General features: G+C 70.5%; 16 protein-coding genes and 1 tRNA gene. 8 read left to right on the forward strand and 9 right to left on the reverse strand.

Annotation, left to right across the window (positions count from 1 at the left end):
- Nucleotide 1: 1 nt before the first annotated feature.
- A complete protein-coding gene (locus PSV23_RS13065) occupies nucleotides 2–1,765 on the reverse strand; it encodes a gamma-glutamyltransferase family protein (RefSeq protein WP_300469666.1) in 1,764 nt (587 codons plus the stop codon).
- 188 nt (nucleotides 1,766–1,953) lie between these two features.
- Between PSV23_RS13065 and PSV23_RS13070 the strand changes: the two genes are divergently transcribed.
- A tRNA-Arg gene (locus tag PSV23_RS13070) sits at nucleotides 1,954–2,030 on the forward strand.
- Between the two features lie 252 nt (nucleotides 2,031–2,282).
- Here the strand turns inward: PSV23_RS13070 and PSV23_RS13075 are convergent.
- Nucleotides 2,283–2,918, reverse strand: a complete 636-nt coding sequence (locus tag PSV23_RS13075) for a dienelactone hydrolase family protein (RefSeq protein WP_300469668.1) — start codon at nucleotides 2,916–2,918, stop codon at nucleotides 2,283–2,285.
- A gap of 137 nt (nucleotides 2,919–3,055) precedes the next feature.
- Here PSV23_RS13075 and PSV23_RS13080 point away from each other — a divergent pair, with 137 nt between their 5' ends.
- From PSV23_RS13080 to PSV23_RS13100, 5 genes are all read left to right on the forward strand, one after another.
- Nucleotides 3,056–4,366 (forward strand): erythromycin esterase family protein, encoded by a 1,311-nt coding sequence (locus tag PSV23_RS13080; RefSeq protein ID WP_300469671.1) that lies wholly within the window; start codon nucleotides 3,056–3,058, stop codon nucleotides 4,364–4,366.
- Nucleotides 4,367–4,492: 126 nt separating this feature from the next.
- A complete protein-coding gene (gene acsA / locus PSV23_RS13085; protein WP_300469673.1) occupies nucleotides 4,493–6,250 on the forward strand; it encodes an acetate--CoA ligase in 1,758 nt (585 codons plus the stop codon).
- Nucleotides 6,247–8,250 carry a pyruvate dehydrogenase (acetyl-transferring) E1 component subunit alpha gene (gene pdhA, locus PSV23_RS13090; RefSeq protein ID WP_300469676.1) on the forward strand — a complete coding sequence of 668 codons (2,004 nt, stop codon included), beginning with the start codon at nucleotides 6,247–6,249 and terminating at the stop codon, nucleotides 8,248–8,250. Before acsA ends, pdhA begins: the two co-directional genes overlap by 4 nt.
- 2 nt (nucleotides 8,251–8,252) lie before the next feature.
- Nucleotides 8,253–9,437 carry a dihydrolipoamide acetyltransferase family protein gene (locus PSV23_RS13095; protein WP_300469679.1) on the forward strand — a complete coding sequence of 395 codons (1,185 nt, stop codon included), beginning with the start codon at nucleotides 8,253–8,255 and terminating at the stop codon, nucleotides 9,435–9,437.
- Complete coding sequence (locus tag PSV23_RS13100; protein ID WP_300469681.1) at nucleotides 9,434–9,685, forward strand: acyl carrier protein; 252 nt, start codon at nucleotides 9,434–9,436, stop codon at nucleotides 9,683–9,685. The genes PSV23_RS13095 and PSV23_RS13100 overlap by 4 nt, the downstream gene beginning before the upstream one ends.
- Before the next feature lie 17 nt (nucleotides 9,686–9,702).
- On the opposite strand, the gene ppsA is transcribed toward PSV23_RS13100, so the two are convergent.
- From ppsA to PSV23_RS13120, 4 genes are read right to left on the reverse strand one after another with little or no spacing between them, the layout of a single operon-like run.
- Nucleotides 9,703–12,162 (reverse strand): phosphoenolpyruvate synthase, encoded by a 2,460-nt coding sequence (gene ppsA, locus PSV23_RS13105; protein ID WP_300469683.1) that lies wholly within the window; start codon nucleotides 12,160–12,162, stop codon nucleotides 9,703–9,705.
- A gap of 3 nt (nucleotides 12,163–12,165) precedes the next feature.
- Nucleotides 12,166–12,819: a phosphoribosyltransferase gene (locus PSV23_RS13110; protein ID WP_300469685.1), complete on the reverse strand. Its 654-nt coding sequence runs from the start codon at nucleotides 12,817–12,819 to the stop codon at nucleotides 12,166–12,168.
- Between the two features lie 56 nt (nucleotides 12,820–12,875).
- The gene (locus PSV23_RS13115; RefSeq protein ID WP_300469687.1) at nucleotides 12,876–13,724 is read right to left on the reverse strand and encodes a universal stress protein; all 849 of its coding nucleotides are present in this window, start codon (nucleotides 13,722–13,724) and stop codon (nucleotides 12,876–12,878) included.
- On the reverse strand, nucleotides 13,721–13,933 hold the full coding sequence (locus PSV23_RS13120; protein WP_300469689.1) for a hypothetical protein: 213 nt from the start codon (nucleotides 13,931–13,933) through the stop codon (nucleotides 13,721–13,723). Before PSV23_RS13120 ends, PSV23_RS13115 begins: the two co-directional genes overlap by 4 nt.
- A gap of 115 nt (nucleotides 13,934–14,048) precedes the next feature.
- On the opposite strand from PSV23_RS13120, the gene PSV23_RS13125 reads away from it, so the two are divergent.
- Entirely contained in the window at nucleotides 14,049–14,399 is a 351-nt protein-coding gene (locus PSV23_RS13125; protein ID WP_300469691.1) for an alcohol dehydrogenase catalytic domain-containing protein, read from the forward strand.
- Here PSV23_RS13125 and PSV23_RS13130 read toward each other — a convergent pair.
- Together PSV23_RS13130 and PSV23_RS13135 are read right to left on the reverse strand one after the other, a co-directional pair.
- A complete protein-coding gene (locus PSV23_RS13130; RefSeq protein WP_300469693.1) occupies nucleotides 14,396–14,863 on the reverse strand; it encodes an Hsp20/alpha crystallin family protein in 468 nt (155 codons plus the stop codon). The genes PSV23_RS13125 and PSV23_RS13130 overlap by 4 nt on opposite strands.
- Nucleotides 14,864–14,967: 104 nt before the next feature.
- Nucleotides 14,968–15,699, reverse strand: a complete 732-nt coding sequence (locus PSV23_RS13135) for a DUF2267 domain-containing protein (protein WP_300469695.1) — start codon at nucleotides 15,697–15,699, stop codon at nucleotides 14,968–14,970.
- Nucleotides 15,700–15,929: 230 nt separating this feature from the next.
- On the opposite strand from PSV23_RS13135, the gene PSV23_RS13140 reads away from it, so the two are divergent.
- Nucleotides 15,930–16,394: an NUDIX domain-containing protein gene (locus tag PSV23_RS13140; RefSeq protein ID WP_300469698.1), complete on the forward strand. Its 465-nt coding sequence runs from the start codon at nucleotides 15,930–15,932 to the stop codon at nucleotides 16,392–16,394.
- A 308-nt stretch (nucleotides 16,395–16,702) separates the two neighbouring features.
- Here PSV23_RS13140 and acs read toward each other — a convergent pair whose 3' ends face one another.
- Nucleotides 16,703–18,604: an acetate--CoA ligase gene (gene acs / locus PSV23_RS13145; protein ID WP_370461083.1), complete on the reverse strand. Its 1,902-nt coding sequence runs from the start codon at nucleotides 18,602–18,604 to the stop codon at nucleotides 16,703–16,705.
- Nucleotides 18,605–18,662: the final 58 nt, after the last annotated feature.

An 18,662-nucleotide genomic window follows, 5' to 3' on the forward strand; every position in this document is an offset into this window, starting at 1 on the left:
CCTAGTGCGTCCGCGCCACGCCCTCGCGCCGGTCGTCGGCGCCGCCGTCCCAGCTCCAGCCGGTCGGCCCCTGACGCCACAGCGCGCCATGCAGGCCCGAAATCTCGCTGGCGTTGGGGCTGAGCGCCACGCCCCGCGCGGCAAGGCCCGCGCGGAGGTCCTCAGGGAAGCGGTCCGTGTCCGCGCCGAAGCCATCATCCCGGGCCACCAGATTGGGCAGGTCGAACGCCGCCTGCACCGGCAAGCCCCAGTCCAGCACCGCGATCAGGGCCTTGGCGTTATAGGCCAGGATCGAAGGCCCCCCGGGCGAACCGAACGCCCCGACCAGCCGCCCCTGGCGGTCGAGCACGATCACGGGCGACATCGACGACCGCGGCCGCTTGCCCGCCGCCACCGCATTCGCCGCCGGCGCGCCGTCGGGCCACACGGGCGTGAACGAGAAGTCCGTCAGCTGGTTGTTGAGAAAGAAGCCCGCCGCCATCCGACCCGAGCCGAACACGCTTTCGACCGTGGTGGTCATGCTGACCGCATTGCCCCGGGCGTCGACGACGACAAAATGCGAGGTCCCCGCCGGCTCGCGCGTGGCGTCGGGCCCGGCGAACATCCCGCCCGGGGGCGTGCCGGGCTCGGCGGCCCCGGTCAGGGCGGGCGCCAGGGCCGCCCGCGTGGCGACATAGTCCGGATCCAGCAGCCCCTGCACCGGCACGCCCACGAAGCCCGGATCGCCGACATAGCGGTCGCGATCCGCGTACATCAGCCGCTGCAACTGGGCGAAGGCGGTCCAGGCCGCGGCGCTGTCGGGCCCGCCGTGGATGTCCGGCGTCCGCTCGGCCATGGCCAGAAGTTGAAGCATGGCCACGCCGCTGGATGGCGGCGGCGGCACGCAGACGACATAGATCCGGTAGGGCCGGCACAGGGCGCCCCGCTCGACCGGCGCATAGGCGGCGATGTCCGCGGCCGTCAGGGCGCCCGGCCGCGGCTCCTGCGCCACGGTCGCGGCGATCTCGCGCGCGATCCGTCCGTTGTAGAAGACCTCGGCTCCCCCCGCCGCGAGTTCGACCACCGTCGCGGCGTAGGCGGGGTTCCGCAGAGTGTCCCCGGCGACGTAGCGGGTTCCGTCCGCCCTGGTGAAATAGGCGTCGGCCCATCGGGTCCGCGCCTGACCCCGGGTCGCGGCGATGAAGCCGGCCAGCCGCGGGCTGACCACAAAGCCGTCGCGGCCCAACCGTTCGGCGTCACCGAACAGAGCGCTCCACGGTAGCCGCCCGTGCGCCCTGTGCGCCATCGCCAGCATGGCCACGGCGCCGGGCGCGCCGGTCGAACGCCCACTCAACACCGCGTCGCCGATCGGCAGGGGCCGTCCGTCCTCGTAGAACAGTTCAGGCGTCGCCGCCGCCGGCGCCGTCTCGCGCCCGTCATAACTGGTGATCTCGCCGGTGGCGGCGTCGAACACCATCATGAAGGCCCCGCCGCCCAATCCCGACGACTGCGGCTCGACCAGGCCCAGCACCGCCTGGATGGCCACGGCGGCGTCCACCGCCGAGCCTCCCTCGCGCAGCACCGTCAGCCCCGCCTCAACCGCCAGCGGATTGGCCGCCGCCACGAACGGACCCCTGGCGACGGGCGCCTGGACGGCCGATGCCCGCGACGCCGGAGCCGCGCCTCCTGGCCCTCCGCCCCCGCCGGCGCAACCGGTCAGCGCCAGCGCCGTCGCCGTAATGACAGCGGTCAGCGCTCGGAAAGACCGGGTCGGGAGACGATTCATGGCGGGCTCGTGCGAGGAGGAAGACGAGGAGTCGCCCCTGTTTGGCCCGACCGCCGCGCGAGCGAAACCCCTGACGGTCGTGGTCGCGCGCATGACCGTCGGAATCTGCCTGCGAAAACCCGTCTTCGGGCCCTTGCCCCCTCGCCGCCCGTCCGCTAGATACCCGCCCTCGCCGTTAGCGGCCAAGCGCGCCCGTAGCTCAGCTGGATAGAGCATCAGACTACGAATCTGAGGGTCGGACGTTCGAATCGTTCCGGGCGCGCCATTTTCTTATAACAATCAAGAAATGACAGGCTTCGGCTGGGCCGGGTCCTGGGCGTCCGGCCGTGACCTGCCCGGATCGCGTCCGTTTCGCCGCTGACTTCTCAGCCGGATTTCGCCGGGACCAGTCCGGAGTTCTCCCGGCGTGAGGTCATCGCGTCTGGTGCGTCCTCGCCTTCCGAAAGCCCCTGAGGTCCAGGGTTCCCTCCTGATCCCTGGTCGCCATTGGAAATGGCCTTCAAACCCAGGAACGCGATCACAAATGCTCCGCGAACCAGTCCGTCGCCGCGGACGTAACCCGCTCCATGGCGCCCGGCTCCTCGAACAGATGGGTCGCGCCGGGGATCACCATCACCCGCGCAGCTCCCCGCATCCGTACTGCAGCGTCGCGGTTCCAGCCGAGCACAGGCTCGTCGTTCCCGCCGACGATCAGCAGGGTCGGGGCGGCAACCCGAAGCAAGGCCTCGCCGGCGAGATCGGGGCGCCCGCCCCTGGACACCACGGCTTTCACCGCCTCCGGTCGCGCCGCAGCCGCCTTCAGGGCCGCGGCCGCCCCGGTGCTGGCGCCGAACAGTCCGATCGGCAGGGCCGCGAGAGCCGGCTGGCCGGAGACCCAGTCGATGGCGTCGACCAGTCGCCGGGCCAGCAGGTCGATGTCGAACACATTGGTTCTGTCCGCCGCCTCGGCTTCGGTGAGCAGGTCGAACAGCAGGGTGGCCAGGCCGGCGTCGGACAGGGCCCGGGCGACTTGCCGGTTGCGGGGGCTCAGGCGGCTGGAACCGCTGCCGTGCGCGAAGATGACGATGCCCCGGGCCCGTTCGGCCGCACGCAACTCGCCAGCCAGACCGACCGGCGGAATTTCGACGGGGGTGATGGCGCGGGAGTCTGTCATGACGCAGCCTGACTTTGAACCTCGGCATCCTGACCGATCGCGCGCAGACCGCGTTGACTCACATCAAGGCGGGCGCAGGTGGTTCAGCCATGCTCGACAGTTCCCGAGATCGGGCCGGCAAGGATGGAGGCAGGGCGATGACCTTCGCCGACCTTTCGCAGACCCGGGATCTGGCGTCCCTCGTGCGCCGCCGGTCCCAGCCGCTCGCCCCGATCAGCGACGAGGCCTTCGCCGCGGCCTTCGACGTCTTCTCGGACGCACAGGTGATTTTGCTCGGCGAATGCACGCACGGCACGGGCGAATTCTACGAGGCCCGCGCGGCGATCACCCGACGTCTGATCGACCGGCACGGGTTCCGGATCGTGGCCCTGGAGGCCGACTGGCCCGATGTCGCCGAACTGGATCGCTTCGCCCGGAACCGGGGCGTCTGGGGCCAGAAGGCCAGTTTCCCCAACTTTCCGCGCTGGATGTGGCGCAATGCCGAATTCTCGACCTTCGTGCGCGATCTGCGTGCCTGGAATCTTGCCCGTCCGGCGGAGGACCGGGCCGAACTGCGCGGTCTCGACGTCTACAGCCTGTCCCAGTCGCAGGCCGACGTCCTGACCTATCTGGACCGGGTAGACCCGGAAGCGGCCGGATCGGCTCGACGTCGCTACGGGTGCCTGACGCCGTATCTGGACGAGCCGCAGCGCTATGGAGCGGCCGCGCGGCTGGGGACGGTCGATTGCGAGGACGAGGTGGTCGACCAGCTCGTCAGTCTGCTGGCGCATCGGCTCACCTACAGCGCCCTGGACGGCGACGACTATTTCGACGCCGAACAGAGCGCCCGCGTGGTGGCGGCGGCGGAAGCCTATTACCGCGCCATGTATCGCGGCTCGACGGAGAGCTGGAATCTGCGCGACAGCCACATGTTCGGCACCCTCCAGCGGCTGCTTCAGGCGCGCGGGCCGAACGCCAGGGCGGTGGTCTGGGCGCATAATTCGCATCTCGGCGACGCCTCCGCGACGGCCATGGGCGCGGTCGGCGAATACAATCTCGGCCAACTGTGCCGACGGGCCTTCGGTCCCGCCTGCGTCTCGATCGGCTTCGGCACGGACCGCGGGCGGGTGGCGGCCGCCGACGACTGGGGCGGCGACCTCCGCTTCAAGACCGTCCTTCCGTCGCGGCCCGACAGCTGGGAACAGGTCTTCCTTCAGGCGGGCCGGGAGCGGTCTCTGACCCGCTGGCGCGACGATCCCGATCTCGCCGCCGCCCTGGACATCCCGCGGCTGGAACGCGCCATCGGCGTGATCTATCGCCCCGAGACGGAGCTGCGCAGCCACTATTTCGAGGCCCGGCTCGGATCGCAGTTCGATGCCTGGGTCTGGCTCGAGCAGACCGGACCGGTGACGCCCCTGGCCGGAGCGGCCCCGGAGGGGGCGCCGGACACCTATCCGTTCGGGCTCTGAGTTCCCCGCCGCGGGCCGGTTGATCCAGCGCAAGGCGGTCCCGGCGCGATCAGTCAGCATGATCTTTCCGGTCAGCGAGGCGACGATGAAGCAGGTCCATTCAGCGTTCCGGTCGGGGAGGCTCGCATGACCTGGCCCGTCATCCGAAAGTCGGCGGCTGACCGCGCCGCGGCCAATCTGAAGGATTATGATGCGGAGACGGCCGCCTTCGCCTGGGAAACGGCGCGGGCGGAGCTGGCCGGGCTGCCGGGGGGCGGCCTCAACATCGCCCATGAGGCGCTGGACCGGCACCTCGCGGCGGGACATGGCGACCGGACGGCGCTGCGCTGGATCGGCAGGGACGATACGGTGCGGGAGTTCAGCTACGCCGAGCTGACGGAACAGGCCAACCGCTTCGCCAGCCTGCTCCTGTCGCTGGATGTGAAGCCGGGCGACCGGGTCTATGCCGTGCTCGGGCGGATTCCGGAGCTGTACGTCGCCGCTCTCGGGACGCTGAAGGCCGGCGCGGTGTTCACGCCGCTGTTCTCCGCCTTCGGGCCCGAGCCGCTGCAGGCCCGGATGGAGATCGGCGAGGCCAATATCCTCGTGACCACCGAGGCCCTCTACCATCGCAAGGTCGAGGCCTGGCGCGACGCCATCCCCAGCCTGCGTCATGTTCTCCTGGCCGGGCGCCCCGGCGCGGCGCCGCCACGCTGCATCGATCTGGAGGCCGCCCTGGCGTCGGCCGATCCTGTCTTCGAAACCGTGGCGACCCGCCCCGAGGACATGGCGCTGCTGCATTTCACCAGCGGTACGACGGGGCGGCCCAAGGGGGCGGTGCATGTCCATGAGGCCGTTGTGGCCCACCATGTCACCGGCCGCACGGCGCTCGATCTGAGGCCCGGCGACATCTACTGGTGCACGGCCGATCCGGGCTGGGTGACGGGCACGTCCTACGGGATCATCTCGCCGCTCACCAACGGCGTCACCCTGGTGGTCGACGAGGCGGAGTTCGACGCGGAGCGCTGGCGGCGGATCCTGGGCGAGCAGAAGGTGACCGTCTGGTACACGGCGCCGACGGCGGTGCGGATGCTGATGAAGGCCTGGGACAGCGACCCGCGCCCCTACGATTTGCCCTCGCTGCGTTTCATGGCCAGCGTCGGCGAGCCGTTGAATCCCGAGGCGGTGCTCTGGGGCGTCGAAGCCTTCGGCCGACCCTTTCACGACAACTGGTGGCAGACCGAGACCGGCGGGATCATGATCGCCAATTTCGCTTCCATGGACATCAAGCCCGGATCGATGGGCCGTCCGCTGCCGGGCGTGACGGCGGGGATCGTGGAGCGGGCAGCCGACGGGTCGGTCCGCGAGGCGCCGGAGCCCATGGCCCTGGGCGAGCTGGCCCTGCGGCCCGGCTGGCCGTCCATCATGCGCGGTTACCTGCACGAGGAGGAACGCTTCCGGAAATGTTTCGCCGGGGGCTGGTACCTGTCCGGCGACCTGGCGATGCGGGACGCCGACGGCTACTACTGGTTTGTCGGGCGGGCCGACGACGTCATCAAGAGCGCCGGCCACCTGATCGGTCCGTTCGAGGTCGAGAGCGTCCTGATGGAGCATCCGGCGGTGGCGGAGGCGGCGGTGATCGGTCTGCCGGACCCGATCGCGGGCGAGACGGTCAAGGCCTATGTCGCCCTGAGGGACGGTTTCGAGGCGGGGGAGCCGTTGCGCCGGGACATCCTCGGCCATGCGCGCAAGCGGCTGGGGCCGGCGGTGGCGCCCAGGGACATCGCCTTCCGCCAGAACCTGCCGAAGACCCGCAGCGGCAAGCTGATGCGCCGTCTGCTGAAGGCCCGCGAACTGGGCCTGCCCGAGGGCGACCTGTCCACCCTTGAGAGCGAGGAACGATGACCGACGCCGTCCTCAAGCCCCGGCTGTCCCGGGCCCATGTGCTGGATCTGCTGGGACGGATGATCCGCATCCGGACGTTCGAACAGGCCTGCGCCGAGGCCTATACGCAGGAAAAGATCCGCGGCTTCCTGCACCTCTATGACGGGGAGGAGGCGGTCGCCGTCGGCGTCATCCCGGTCCTGGAGCCCCGCGACCGCATCGTAGCCACCTATCGCGAACACGGTCACGCCCTGGCCCGGGGGGTCTCGATGCCGGCCGTCATGGCCGAGATGTTCGGGCGGCGCGACGGCTGCAGCGGGGGGCGTGGCGGCTCGATGCATCTGTTCGATCGGGCGGCCAACTTCTATGGCGGCAACGCCATCGTCGGCGGCGGCCTGCCGCTGGCGGTCGGTCTGGCGCTGGCCGACCACATGCGCGGCGAGGATCCGGTGACCGCCTGCTTCTTCGGCGAGGGCGCGGTGGCGGAGGGCGAGTTCCACGAGAGCCTGAACCTGGCGGCGCTGTGGAGCCTGCCCGTGCTGTTCGTCTGCGAGAACAACCTCTACGCCATGGGAACGGCGCTGGGGCGGTCGGAGTCCGAGACCGACATCCATCGCAAGGCCGAGAGTTACCGCATCGCCTCCGAGGTGGTCGACGGCATGGATGTGGTGGCGGTCGAGGCCGCGGCCCGACGGGCTATCGCCGCCATCCGCGAGACCGGCAAACCCTTCTTCCTCGAATGCCGCACCTACCGCTTCCGGGCCCATTCGATGTTCGACGCCCAGCTCTATCGGGACAAGGCCGAGGTGGAGGTCTGGAAGGCGAAGGATCCGATCCGGCGCTTCCAGACCTGGGCCCTGTCGGCGGGTCTGGCCCATCCCGAGGATGTCGCCGCGCTGGAGGCCGCCGCCGCGGCCGAGGTCCAGGCGGCGGTCGCCTTCGCCGAGGCGTCGCCCCTCGAGCCGGTCGCGGATCTGGCCCGCCATGTCACCGCCGCCGAGCGGCCTCCGGCGCCCGAGCAATGCCCGCCGCAAGGCCCCCCGGTCGACACGACCTATCGCGAGGCGATGCGGCAGGCGATCCGCGAGGCGATGATCCGCGATGACCGGGTCTTCCTCATGGGCGAGGACGTCGGCGCCTACGGCGGCTGTTATGCTGTGTCCAAGGGGCTGATGGCGGAGTTCGGCCCGGCGCGGATCCGGGACACGCCCCTGTCCGAGGCGGGCTTCACCGGCGCGGGTCTGGGGGCCGCCATGGCCGGCATGCGGCCGATCGTCGAGCTGATGACGGTCAATTTCAGCCTGCTGGCCCTGGACCAGATCCTCAACAGCGCGGCCACCCTCCGCCATATGTCCGGCGGGCAGTTCGGGTGCCCGCTGGTCATCCGCATGGCCACCGGCGCCGGGCGTCAGCTCGCGGCCCAGCACTCGCACAGCCTCGAGGGCTGGTACGCCCATATCCCCGGTCTGCGCATCCTGGCGCCGGCCACCGTCGAGGACGCCCGGGGCATGCTGTCGACCGCCCTGCAGGAACCGGATCCGGTCCTGATCTTCGAGCACTTCATGCTGTACAATGCGGTCGCGCCCCTGGCCGCGGACGCCGGGCCGGTGGATATCGATCGGGCGGCGGTGCGGCGCGCCGGCAAGGACCTGAGCCTGATCACCTACGGCGGGTCCCTGGCCAAGACCCTCGACGCCGCCGACGCGCTGGCGAAGGAAGGGATCGAGGCCGAAGTGATCGACCTGCGCGTTCTGCGGCCGCTGGACGAGGCGACGATCCTCGCCTCGGTCGCCCGCACCCGGCGGGTAGTGATCGTCGACGAGGGCTGGCGCAGCGGTTCACTGGCGGCGGAGATAGGCATGCGCATCGCGGAGAAGGCCTTCTTCGACCTCGACGCGGCCCCGGTCCGGGTGTGCAGCGAGGAGGTCCCGATCCCCTATCCGAGCCATCTCGAGCAGGCCGCCCTGCCGTCGACGGAGAAGATCATCGCCGCCGCCCGGACCGTCCTGGGGAGGAGCTGAGCATGGCCGAATTTCTCATGCCGTCCCTGGGCGCCGACATGGACGCCGGCACGCTGGTCGAGTGGCTGGTCAAACCCGGCGACGCGGTGAAACGCGGCGATATCGTCGCCGTGGTCGAGACCCAGAAGGGGGCGATCGAGATCGAGATCTTCGACGCCGGCGTGGTTGAACAGCTGTTGGTCCAGCCGGGCGCCACCGTGCCGGTCGGGACGCCCCTCGCCTTGCTGCGGGGAGAGGGGGAAACGGCGCCGGTCCAGCCGCCGGAGCCGGCGCCGGAACCGGGTCCTGTGGCCGAGCCCGCGATCGCTCCTGCGCCGGTGGCGGTCGCGCCCGCGCCGCCTCCGCCCCCCGCCGAGCCGGCGGGCGAGCGCCTGAGGGTGTCCCCCGCGGCGCGCCGGCGCGCCGGCGAACTGGGCGTGGACCTGTCGGCCGTGGAGGCCGGACCCGACGGGATTATCGAGGTCGCCGACGTCGAGGCGACCCGGCCGCAGGCGTCGCCGCAAGCGGTCAAACCGCGCTTCGACTTCGCCGAGATGCGCGCGGCGATCGCCGCGGCCATGTCCCGGTCCAAGCGGGAGATACCCCACTACTACCTGTCCGACACCATCGACATGGCGGCGGCGGAGGGCTGGTTGGCGGGGGTCAACGCGGATCGGCCGCCGGACCGGCGGTTGCTGACGGGGGTGCTCTTCGTCAAGGCCGTGGCCCGGGCCGCCCGCGCCTATCCCGAGTTCAACGGCCTGTTCGTCGATGGCGTCTTCCGACCGGCGCCCGCCGTTCACGTCGGACTGGCCATCGCCCTGCGGGGCGGCGGCCTGGCGGCGCCGGCGATCCACGATACGGCCGACCTCGACCTGGATGCGCTGATGGCGCGGACGCGCGACCTCGTCGCCCGCGTCCGCGACGGGCGGTTCCGCAGCTCCGAGATCGCCGACCCCACCATCACCGTCTCCAGCATGGGGGACCGGGGCGTCGAGGTCCTGTTCGGCGTCATCTATCCGCCCCAGGTGGCGATCGTGGGCTTTGGCAAGGTGGTCCGGCGCCCCTGGATCGTCGACGGCGCTATCGTGCCGAGGCCGGTCGTGACCGTCACCCTGGCCGCGGATCACCGGGTCAGCGACGGCCACCGCGGCGGCCTGTTCCTGACCGAAATCGGCCGGCTGCTGCAGACTCCGGAGGCCCTGTGACCGACGAGGACATCCGCGCTGTGCTGCGCGACGAACTGGGCCGGATCGCCCCGGAGATCGATTTCGACGGGCTCGACCCGTCCGTGGACCTGCGGGAACAGGCCGATCTCGACTCGATGGATTTTCTCAATCTGCTGACGGCGCTGCATCAGCGTCTCGGGGTGGACATTCCCGAGTCCGAGGCCGCGAAGCTGGCGACCATAGCCGCCGCCGTCGCCTACATATCGAGCCGACGCAAGGGTCCGTAGCGGGAGGTTCGCCGCGGTCAGGAGGCCGACGTCGCGGCCTCCGCTTCCGCCCGCGCCACGGCGTCGACGGTTTGCGGAAAGCTGCCGGGGTTCACGCTGATCGAGTCGATGCCGGCCCGCGCCAGCAAGGCCGCCACCTCCGGCCAGGAGGCCGGGGCCTCACCACAGATGCCGATGGGCCGGCCGTTCCGTTTCGCACCGGCGACGGCCTGGCGGAGCATCTCCAGCACGCCGGGATCCCGCTCGTCGAAGTCGAAGGCGACCTCGGCCGAATCCCGGTCCACGCCCAGGACGAGCTGGGTGAGATCGTTGGACCCGATGGAGAAACCGTCGAACAGCCGGGCGAAGGCGTCGATCTGGATCACATTATTGGGGATCTCGCACATCACATAGACTTCGACGCCCCCCGGACCCTGGCGAAGTCCATGGGCGGCGAGGGCTTCGAGAACCCGCCGCCCTTCCTCGACCCGGCGGCAGAACGGCACCATCAGGCGAACGTTGGTCAGTCCCATGACGTCGCGGACCCGCGCCAGCGCCTCGCACTCGAGGGCGAAGCCGTCGGCGTAGAGGGGATGGGCGTAGCGCGCGGCGCCGCGGAACCCGAGCATGGGGTTCTCCTCCACGGGTTCGAAGCCCGACCCGCCGAGGAGCGATGCGTATTCGTTGGTCTTGAAGTCCGAGAGGCGGACGATGACCGGCCGCGGATAAAAGGCCGCGGCGATCGTTCCCGCGCCTTCAGCCAGTTGGCGGACGAAGCACGCCCTGGGGGACTCATCCGACCGCGCCCAGGCCTCGATGGCCCGGCGCTCGCGTTCGGAGGCGACCCGGTCCGGATGGGCGGCGGCCATCGGATGGACGCCGATCAGTTCGCCGATGATGAATTCGATGCGGGCCAGGCCGACTCCCGCGGCCGGAAGGCCAGCCGCCTGGAAGGCCGTGTCGGGCTGCGCCAGATTGAGCATGATCGCGGTTCGGGTGGGCGGCAGATCGGCCGTTCGCAGCCGCTCCACGGTGAAGGGAAGTTGACCGGCGTAGACCGCGCCCGCTTCACCCCGGGCGCAGCTGACGGTGACCGCCTGTCCGGCCCCAAGACGCCTCGTCGCGTCGCCGGTTCCGACAACGGCGGGAATGCCGAGTTCCCGGGCGACGATGGCGGCATGGCAGGTGCGGCCTCCCTTGTCGGTGACGATCGCCGCGGCGTTCCTCATCGCCGGCAGCCAGTCCGGACTCGTCGTTTCGGCCACGAGCACCTCTCCGGGGACGAAGGCTTCGAGATCGGCCTGCGTGGCGATAGTTCGTACGGTCCCCGAGGCGACGCCCTGGCCGACCGCCTTGCCAGACGCGAGGATCGGCGCCTTGCCGGGGTCAAGTTTGCGGACTTCGTAGACGCCTTCCGGCCGGCGCGAGGCGGCGGTCTCCGGCCTTGCCTGAAGGATGTAGAGGCGGCCGTCGACGCCGTCCCGGGCCCATTCGAGGTCCGTGGGCATGCGGCGCCCCGCCCGTGCGGAATAGTGATCCTCGACGGCGATGGCCGCGCCGGCGAGTTCAAGCACGTCCTGATCCGTGATGCAGAACCGTTGGCGGTCGCGCCGCAGGACGGTCCGCTCGCGCAGGACGCCCGACTCCGCTCCGCGGCGGGGCCGGACGAGACGGCTCTCCTTGGCGCCGAGGGTTCGTCTCAGAACCGCGCGGTAGCCGGCGCGCCAGGTCGGCTTGTGCACATAGAATTCGTCCGGCGCGACCCGCCCCTGAACAATGCCCTCCCCGAGGCCCCAGGCGCCGGTGATGAACACCACATCGGGAAAGGCGGTCTCGGTGTCGATGGTGAAGGCGACCCCGCTGGCGCCTTCGTCGGCGTCCACCATCCGCATGACCGCGACCGACAGGGCGACCTTGAGGTGGTCGAAGCCGTTCTGCACGCGGTAGACGATCGCCCGGTCGGTGAACAGCGATGCGAAACATCGGCGGCAGGCCTCCACCACCCCGGCCTCGCCCGTGACGTGCAGGAAGCTGTCATGCTGGCCGGCGAAGCTGGCCTCCGGCAGATCCTCCGCCGTTGCGGAGCTCCGCACGGCGACCCGCAGCGTCGGGTCCTGCGCGCCCATCTCGCGCCAGGCCTCCACAATCGCCGCCTTTAGCCGGGCATCGTCCGTCGCCTGATAGACGATCGCCCGCGCCGCGGCGCCCCGGGCCGCCACCTGTCCGACGTCATTGATGTCGAGACCTTCGAAGATCGACTCCAGTTTCGGCCAGGCGCCCGCGGCGGTGAGAACGTCACGATAGGCCGCCGCCGTGACGGCGAATCCGTCCGGGGTCGTGACCGCGCCGCCCCGCAACAGCCGCCTCAGTTCCCCGAGAGACGCGGTCTTGCCGCCGACGGCGGCGACATCGTCCAGCCCGACCTCGTCGAGGGAAAGGACATAGCCGGTCGCGACATTCTCCGGAGCGTCCCTGCCTGACGGAGCGGACGTCGACATGGTTCAACGGGTCTCCGTCAGACAGGCGATGACCTCGGCGTCGTCCACCTGATGAAAGTCCCGGTAGGCCTCGCCGACCGACCGGAACGGTTCCGGTTCGACCAGACAGACGAAGTCATCGACCTGTTCGCGGAAGGCCTCCGCCAGGGCCCGGGGCGCCACCGGAACAGCCAGGACGATGCGGCGCGCGCCCTGGGCGCGCAGGCCCGCGATGGCCGCCCGCGCCGTGGCGCCGGTGGCCAGACCGTCATCCACGAGCACCGCGACGTGGCCCCTGGGGTCGACCCGGCCCCGGCCTTCGAAATACAGCCGGCGGCGGCGTTCGAGTTCGGCGAGGGCCGAAAGGCGTTCCTGGTCCAGCCAGGCCGGCGATACGCCGGTCAGCCTCACGATGTCCTCATTGATGACCGTGCGGGGATGGCTTCCGTCGATGACGGCCGCGAGCGCCACCTCGGGGTTGCCGGGGGCGCCGATCTTGCGCGCCAGCGCCAGATCAAGCGGCGCCTCCAGGGCGCGCGCGACCTCAAGGCCGACCGGCACGCCGCCCCGGGGAATGGCGTAGACGACGATGTCGCCGTCGATCCGGTCCGCCAACGCCTCGCCAAGCCGGCGACCGGCGTCAGCGCGATCAGAAAATGCGGGAAGTCTGGCGTACAAGGGAGCGCCTCCGGGGTTTTCGGGCGCGCCGCCGGCCGCGGCGGACGCGCGCGGGTTCAATGGGACACAAGCAAGGCCACGGGCGGATCGCGCAGCAGGTCATGGCTGACGCCGCCCAGGACGGTCTCGCGAAGCCGCGAATGCCCGTACAGTCCCATGACGATCAGATCCGCCTTCAAGACCTCGGCCTGGCGACGAAGAACGTCCGCGGCCCCCGCGTCGGCCTCGCGCACGACGACGATCTCGGCGGTGCAGCCGTGGTCCTCGAAATAGCGTTGCAGCAAGCTGTCCGGCCCCTCCGCCTCACCGGGCGCGACCACGATCACGTGAACGCTTTCCGCCATGGACAGGAACGGCCAGGCGTCCCGCACGGCCCGCGCCGCTTCCCGACTGCCGTCCCAGGCCACGATGACCCGGCGGCCGGGGGCCGGGTCCGCGACCCGGTCTGGCAGGATCAGCGCGGGTCCGCCACCGCCCAGGGCGAGGTCGGCGGCGTCGGCGCCGGCGGGGCCGACCGTCGGAAGACGGCCGGGCGGCAGGACAGTCAAATCCGTTCGGCGCGTCAGTTCCACAACGCTCGCTCCCATGTCGGGCGAAAGCACCCGCCAGTCCGAACGGCATCCCGCCGCGGCCGCCGCCGCTTCGAACGCCAGTCGCGCCTCTTCGCCCTGGGCCTCCGTCCGTCGCTCGTGCGCGGCGAGGATTTCGGGAGGCACGGCCGGCGGAATGACCGGAGGCATGCCCCAGTAGACGGGCTCGTCCCAGGCCGACAGGGGCAGCCCGGGTTGGGGAAAGACCCCGGTGAGACGCGCGTCGAACCGGGCCGCCAGGGTCGCGGCGATGCGGGCCCGCTGTACGGCGGCCTGGCCGCCGTCCATCAGGGTCAGAATGCTGCTGCAGGTCACGGCTGGATGTCCTTCTTCCGGGGTCGGGAGGGAGTGCGGACGACGGGGCGAGCCGCGGGGTCCGCCGGGAGGGGGCGGGAGCGTTCGGCGGCCGGTGCAAGCGCGGCGACCGGATCGCTGGCGGGGAAGGTGGCGGCCAGGGCGGCGTCCAGCGCCGCATCCTCGCGGGGGTCGGCCGGGCGGATGACTTTCGGGGGCCGGCGCGGCATGGCGTCCTCCAACCCTTGATTGATGAACCGGTTGGAGATCGCCCGCCTTGATCCGGATCAAGGCCGCTGGCGGGAGTCGTGGGCACGGTCGTTCGGCAGCGGCGGAGGCTGAAGCATGCTGACCATGGTCCTTCGGGAGGCTGGAGGGCCGCTCGTGCCGGAACGACGGCCGGACCCCGTTCCCGGACCCGGCCAGGTGCGCCTGAAGGTCTCGGCCTGCGGCGTCTGCCGCACGGACCTGCACATTGTGGACGGCGACCTTGCGCCGCGACGGCCGACGATCATCCCCGGTCATGAGGTGGTCGGCATCGTCGACGCCATCGGCCCGGGGGTCGAACGAGGCGCTCGACGATCTGCGAAACGGGCGGTTCGCCGGCGCGGCTGTTCTGGTCAACGCCGGGCCGCCCCGACAACGATCACAGGCGGCCCGTTCAGGCGCGATGATTTCCGGCCCGGGCCGACCTAGGCGCTCTTGATCGGGATGGAGATCTTCCGGTTCGAGGCGTCGGCGTCGAGGGCAGCCGTCACGGTCAACACCCCTTGCTTGAGGGCCGCCTTGATCCCGTCGGCCTTGACGGGGGCCGGAAGGCGCACGGAGCGAGAGAAGCTGCCGTAGCGGCGCTCGACCATCCGGAATCCCTTGTCGCGCGTCTCGGTGGAGGACTTCTTCTCGCCGCTGACCGTCAGCACATCGTCCTCGAGATCGATGTGGACGTCGTCCTCGGTCATGCCCGGCAGTTCGACGGTCAGCTCGACGGCGCCGTCGACCTCTCTCATGTCCATGCGCGGCGAGGGCCCGAGCACATCCGACAGGTCAAAGCCGCTGAAGTCGGCCAGCACACGGTCGAACTCGCGTTGAAGCGGCGCGAAAAAGGGGGCCACCCCGCGAACGGGACTGGTCGTGGCGGCGGGCGTGGATTGAGCGGTCATGGAATGCTCCTGTGATTTGCAGCGCCGGATGCGCCTGCGGAAGATGAGCCCCCGCGCCACGACTGCATTGATCTGGCGCAAGCCGCGTCGGCGTCGTCTGCCCCTCAGGACCGGCTTGCCCGGGCAATGAGGAAGGCCGCCAGGGTCGAACCGAGCAACATGGCGATGCCGACAAACAGCAACCCGGCCGCCAGCCTCTGGAGGCCCAGAGCGGGGTCGAGGAGAATGCTCGCGGGGTCGATGGCCCCCGACCAAACCGGCCCGACGATCAGAGCCCAGACCAGCACGCCGCCCGCCACGGTCAGCGCCGCGCTGACCAGAAGGCTCCATCGCACCCGGGTCCGCCTGCGGGCCTCGCGGGACGGCGCGGGCCGGTGGGAAGGACTGTCGGCCGCCGCGCCGACGGGACGTGAGCCTGGCCAGAGACCGCGAAGCGGTTCGGGGAGATGGACGAGGATCTTCCGCACCTCTCCCGCGTCGAGGCGTTCGGCAAGAACGGCGAAGACCGCCTCCGCAGCTTCGAGGCCGGAAAACGGAAATGAGGGCGGCAACTGCCCGGCGACCGCGTCGCAGAAAGCGACGGGATTTCGGATGCCGGACGGGCCGTCTTGCGGCCGCCAGCTTTCGAGCAGCAAGCCTCTGATCAGCATCGGGCTCTGGGCCGACAGGCCGAGCACGGCTTCCAGCGGCAACCGATCCCGAAGCACATGGAGAACGGCGCGGAGCGCCTCGTAGGCGGTCTGGCGATCGTCGCACAGGAGCCGATCGTCGACCGCCTTCAGCCACACATTGGCGGTCTGCAGGGCGCTGTCGAAACTGTGCGGGCCCTTGGGCATGGCGCTTCTCCGCTCGACTGCGGCCAGACGTCCGCGACAGCCAAAATCCGGCCCGAGCCGACTCTCATCGGGCCGTGGCCTTGACGACAGGCCGTAAGGCAGTTCCACGGAGCCGGTCCGCTGTATGGAACAGCCTGTAGACTATCGCGCCGCCGGCCGGCGGCCGCCTTGATCGGGATCAAACGGCGTCCATTATCCGGCCACGCCGCATTGGGGCGAGGGAGCCGATCATGCCAGTCTCCAGCGCAGGCCTTCTCGTCCACCGTCGTGGGCCGCGCGGTCCCGAAGTCCTCCTGGTCCACCCGGGCGGCCCCTGGTGGCGTGGCCGCGATCTGGCCGCCTGGTCCGTGCCCAAGGGCCTGCCCCAGCCGGGAGAAGCGCTGTTGGCGGCGGCCTTGCGCGAGTTCGAGGAGGAGACCGGACTGGAGCCGCCGCCGCCCGGGCCCGCGCTGACCCCGGTCCGGACGCGCGCGGGCAAGGTCATTCACTGTTGGCTGGCGGAGGCCGATCTGGATCTCGCCGCCTTCCGTAGCGCGCCATTCCAGCTGGAATGGCCACCCCGATCCGGCCGCCGCCTCGAGGCTCCGGAAGCTGACGCTGTCCGATATTTCGGCGAGGCCGATGCCCTGGAGCATATTCATCCCGGACAGCGCGCGATCCTGCTGGAGGCGTTTTCTCGACTCGCCCCGCCCTGAACCCCACGCGAGGTCACATGATCATGGGGGCCCAGGTTGCCCCAGGCTTGTCGGTGAGGCTGTAATTTTTCCGATAGCGACTGCGATGTCGCTGATATCCTGGCACAAATCCCGGAAAAGGGGTCTGCAGGTCTCCAGGGCGCTGTTGTCGACCGGGCTCAGCACCGTTCAGACACTCGCCGCCGACCTTTGGCCGCTCCTGAACCAGGGGAGGCCAGCGGTCCGGCGAGCCAACGTCAAGTCGATAGCCGCCGCCGCGCCGGGACAGGACCCGGATGCACCGCAGTCCCGGGGGTATCGGGCGACGCTTACCGGTCGCCCTGAGGGCCGCGGCCCGCCACCAGGTCCTGCACCACCCCCGGGTCGGCGAGGGTCGACGTATCCCCCAGCGTGTCCACCTCCCCTTCGGCGATCTTGCGCAGGATCCGCCGCATGATCTTGCCCGACCGCGTCTTGGGCAGGCCCGGCGCCCAGTGGATCACGTCCGGCGCCGCGATCGGCCCGATCTCCTTGCGGACATGGGCGACCAGGGCCCGCTTGAGGTCGTCATGCGGCTCGACCCCGGCGTTGAGGGTGACATAGGCGTAGATGCCCTGGCCCTTGATGTCGTGGGGATAGCCGACCACCGCGGCCTCGGCCACGGCGCCGTGCAGAACGAGCGCGCTCTCGACCTCGGCCGTGCCCATGCGGTGGCCCGAGACGTTGATGACGTCGTCGACCCGGCCGGTGATCCAGTAGTCGCCGTCGGCGTCGCGGCGGCAGCCGTCGCCGGTGAAATACTTGCCCGGATAGGCGCTGAAATAGGTGTCGAAGAAGCGCTGGTGATCGCCCCAGACGGTGCGCATCTGGCCGGGCCAGCTGTCGGTGATGCACAGATTGCCGCTGGCCGCGCCCTCCAGCACCGCGCCCTCGGCGTCGACCAGTTGCAGCTCCACGCCCGGCAACGGCTTCGTCGCCGAGCCGGGCTTGAGGTCGGTGGCGCCCGGCAGGGGCGAGACCAGGATGCCACCGGTCTCGGTCTGCCACCAGGTGTCGACGATGGGGCAGCGGCCGTCGCCGACCACCTCATGATACCAGCGCCAGGCCTCCGGGTTGATCGGCTCGCCGACGCTGCCCAGCAGGCGCAGCGATTTGCGGCTGGTCGCCTTCACCGGCCCGTCGCCCTCGCGCATCAGGGCCCGCAGCGCCGTGGGGGCGGTGTAGAAGATCTCGACCTGGTGCTTGTCGATGACCTGCCAGAAGCGGCTGTAGTCGGGGTAGTTGGGCACGCCCTCGAACATCAGGGTCGTGGCGCCATTGGCCAGCGGGCCGTAGACGCAATAGCTGTGGCCGGTGACCCAGCCGACGTCGGCGGTGCACCAGAAGACCTCGCCGGGGCGGTAGTCGAACACCAGCTCATGCGTCCAGGCCGCCCAGAACAGATAGCCGCCGGTGGTGTGCAGCACGCCCTTGGGTTTGCCCGTCGAGCCCGAGGTGTAGAGGATGAACAGCGGGTCCTCGGCGTTCATGGGTTCGCACGGGCAGTCGGCGCTGACGCCATGCCTGGCCTCGCCGTAGCGGACGTCGCGGCCCTCGACGATGGGGATGTCGGCGTTGGTGTGGGAGACGATCAGCACCGTCTCGACGATGTCCGCGCCCGGCTTCTGCAGCGCCGCGTCGACATTGGCTTTCAGCGGCACCCGCTTGCCGCCGCGCAGGCCCTCGTCGGCGGTGATGACGACCTTCGAACCGCAGTCCTCGATCCGGCCAGCGAGGCTGTCGGGCGAGAAGCCGCCGAAGACGACGGAATGCACCGCGCCGATGCGGGCGCAGGCCAGCATCGCAACAGCCGCCGCCGGGATCATCGGCAGATACAGCGTCACGCGGTCGCCCTTCGCCACGCCCAGGCCCTTGAGCACATTGGCCATGCGGCAGACTTCGGCGTGCAGTTCGCGATAGGTCAGGCCGCCGGACAGGGTCGGCTCGTCGCCTTCCCAGATGATCGCGGTCTGGTCGCCGCGTTCCGCGAGATGGCGGTCCAGACAGTTCCAGGCGACGTTGAGGACGCCGTCCTCGAACCAGCGGATGCGGAAGTCGGCCTTGTCGAAGGACACGTCCTTGATCGACGTCGGCGGGCTGATCCAGTCGAGGCGGCGCGCCTGCTCCGCCCAGAAAGCATCAGGCGTCTCGCGCGCCGCGGCCCGCGCCGCCGCGTAGCCGGAAGCGTTCATGCGGGCGCGCGCAGCCCATGCGGGCGGAACGGGGTAGAACTCAGGGTCGGTCAAATCG

Source organism: Brevundimonas sp. (genome assembly GCF_029946145.1).
Classification (GTDB): Bacteria; Pseudomonadota; Alphaproteobacteria; order Caulobacterales; family Caulobacteraceae; genus Brevundimonas.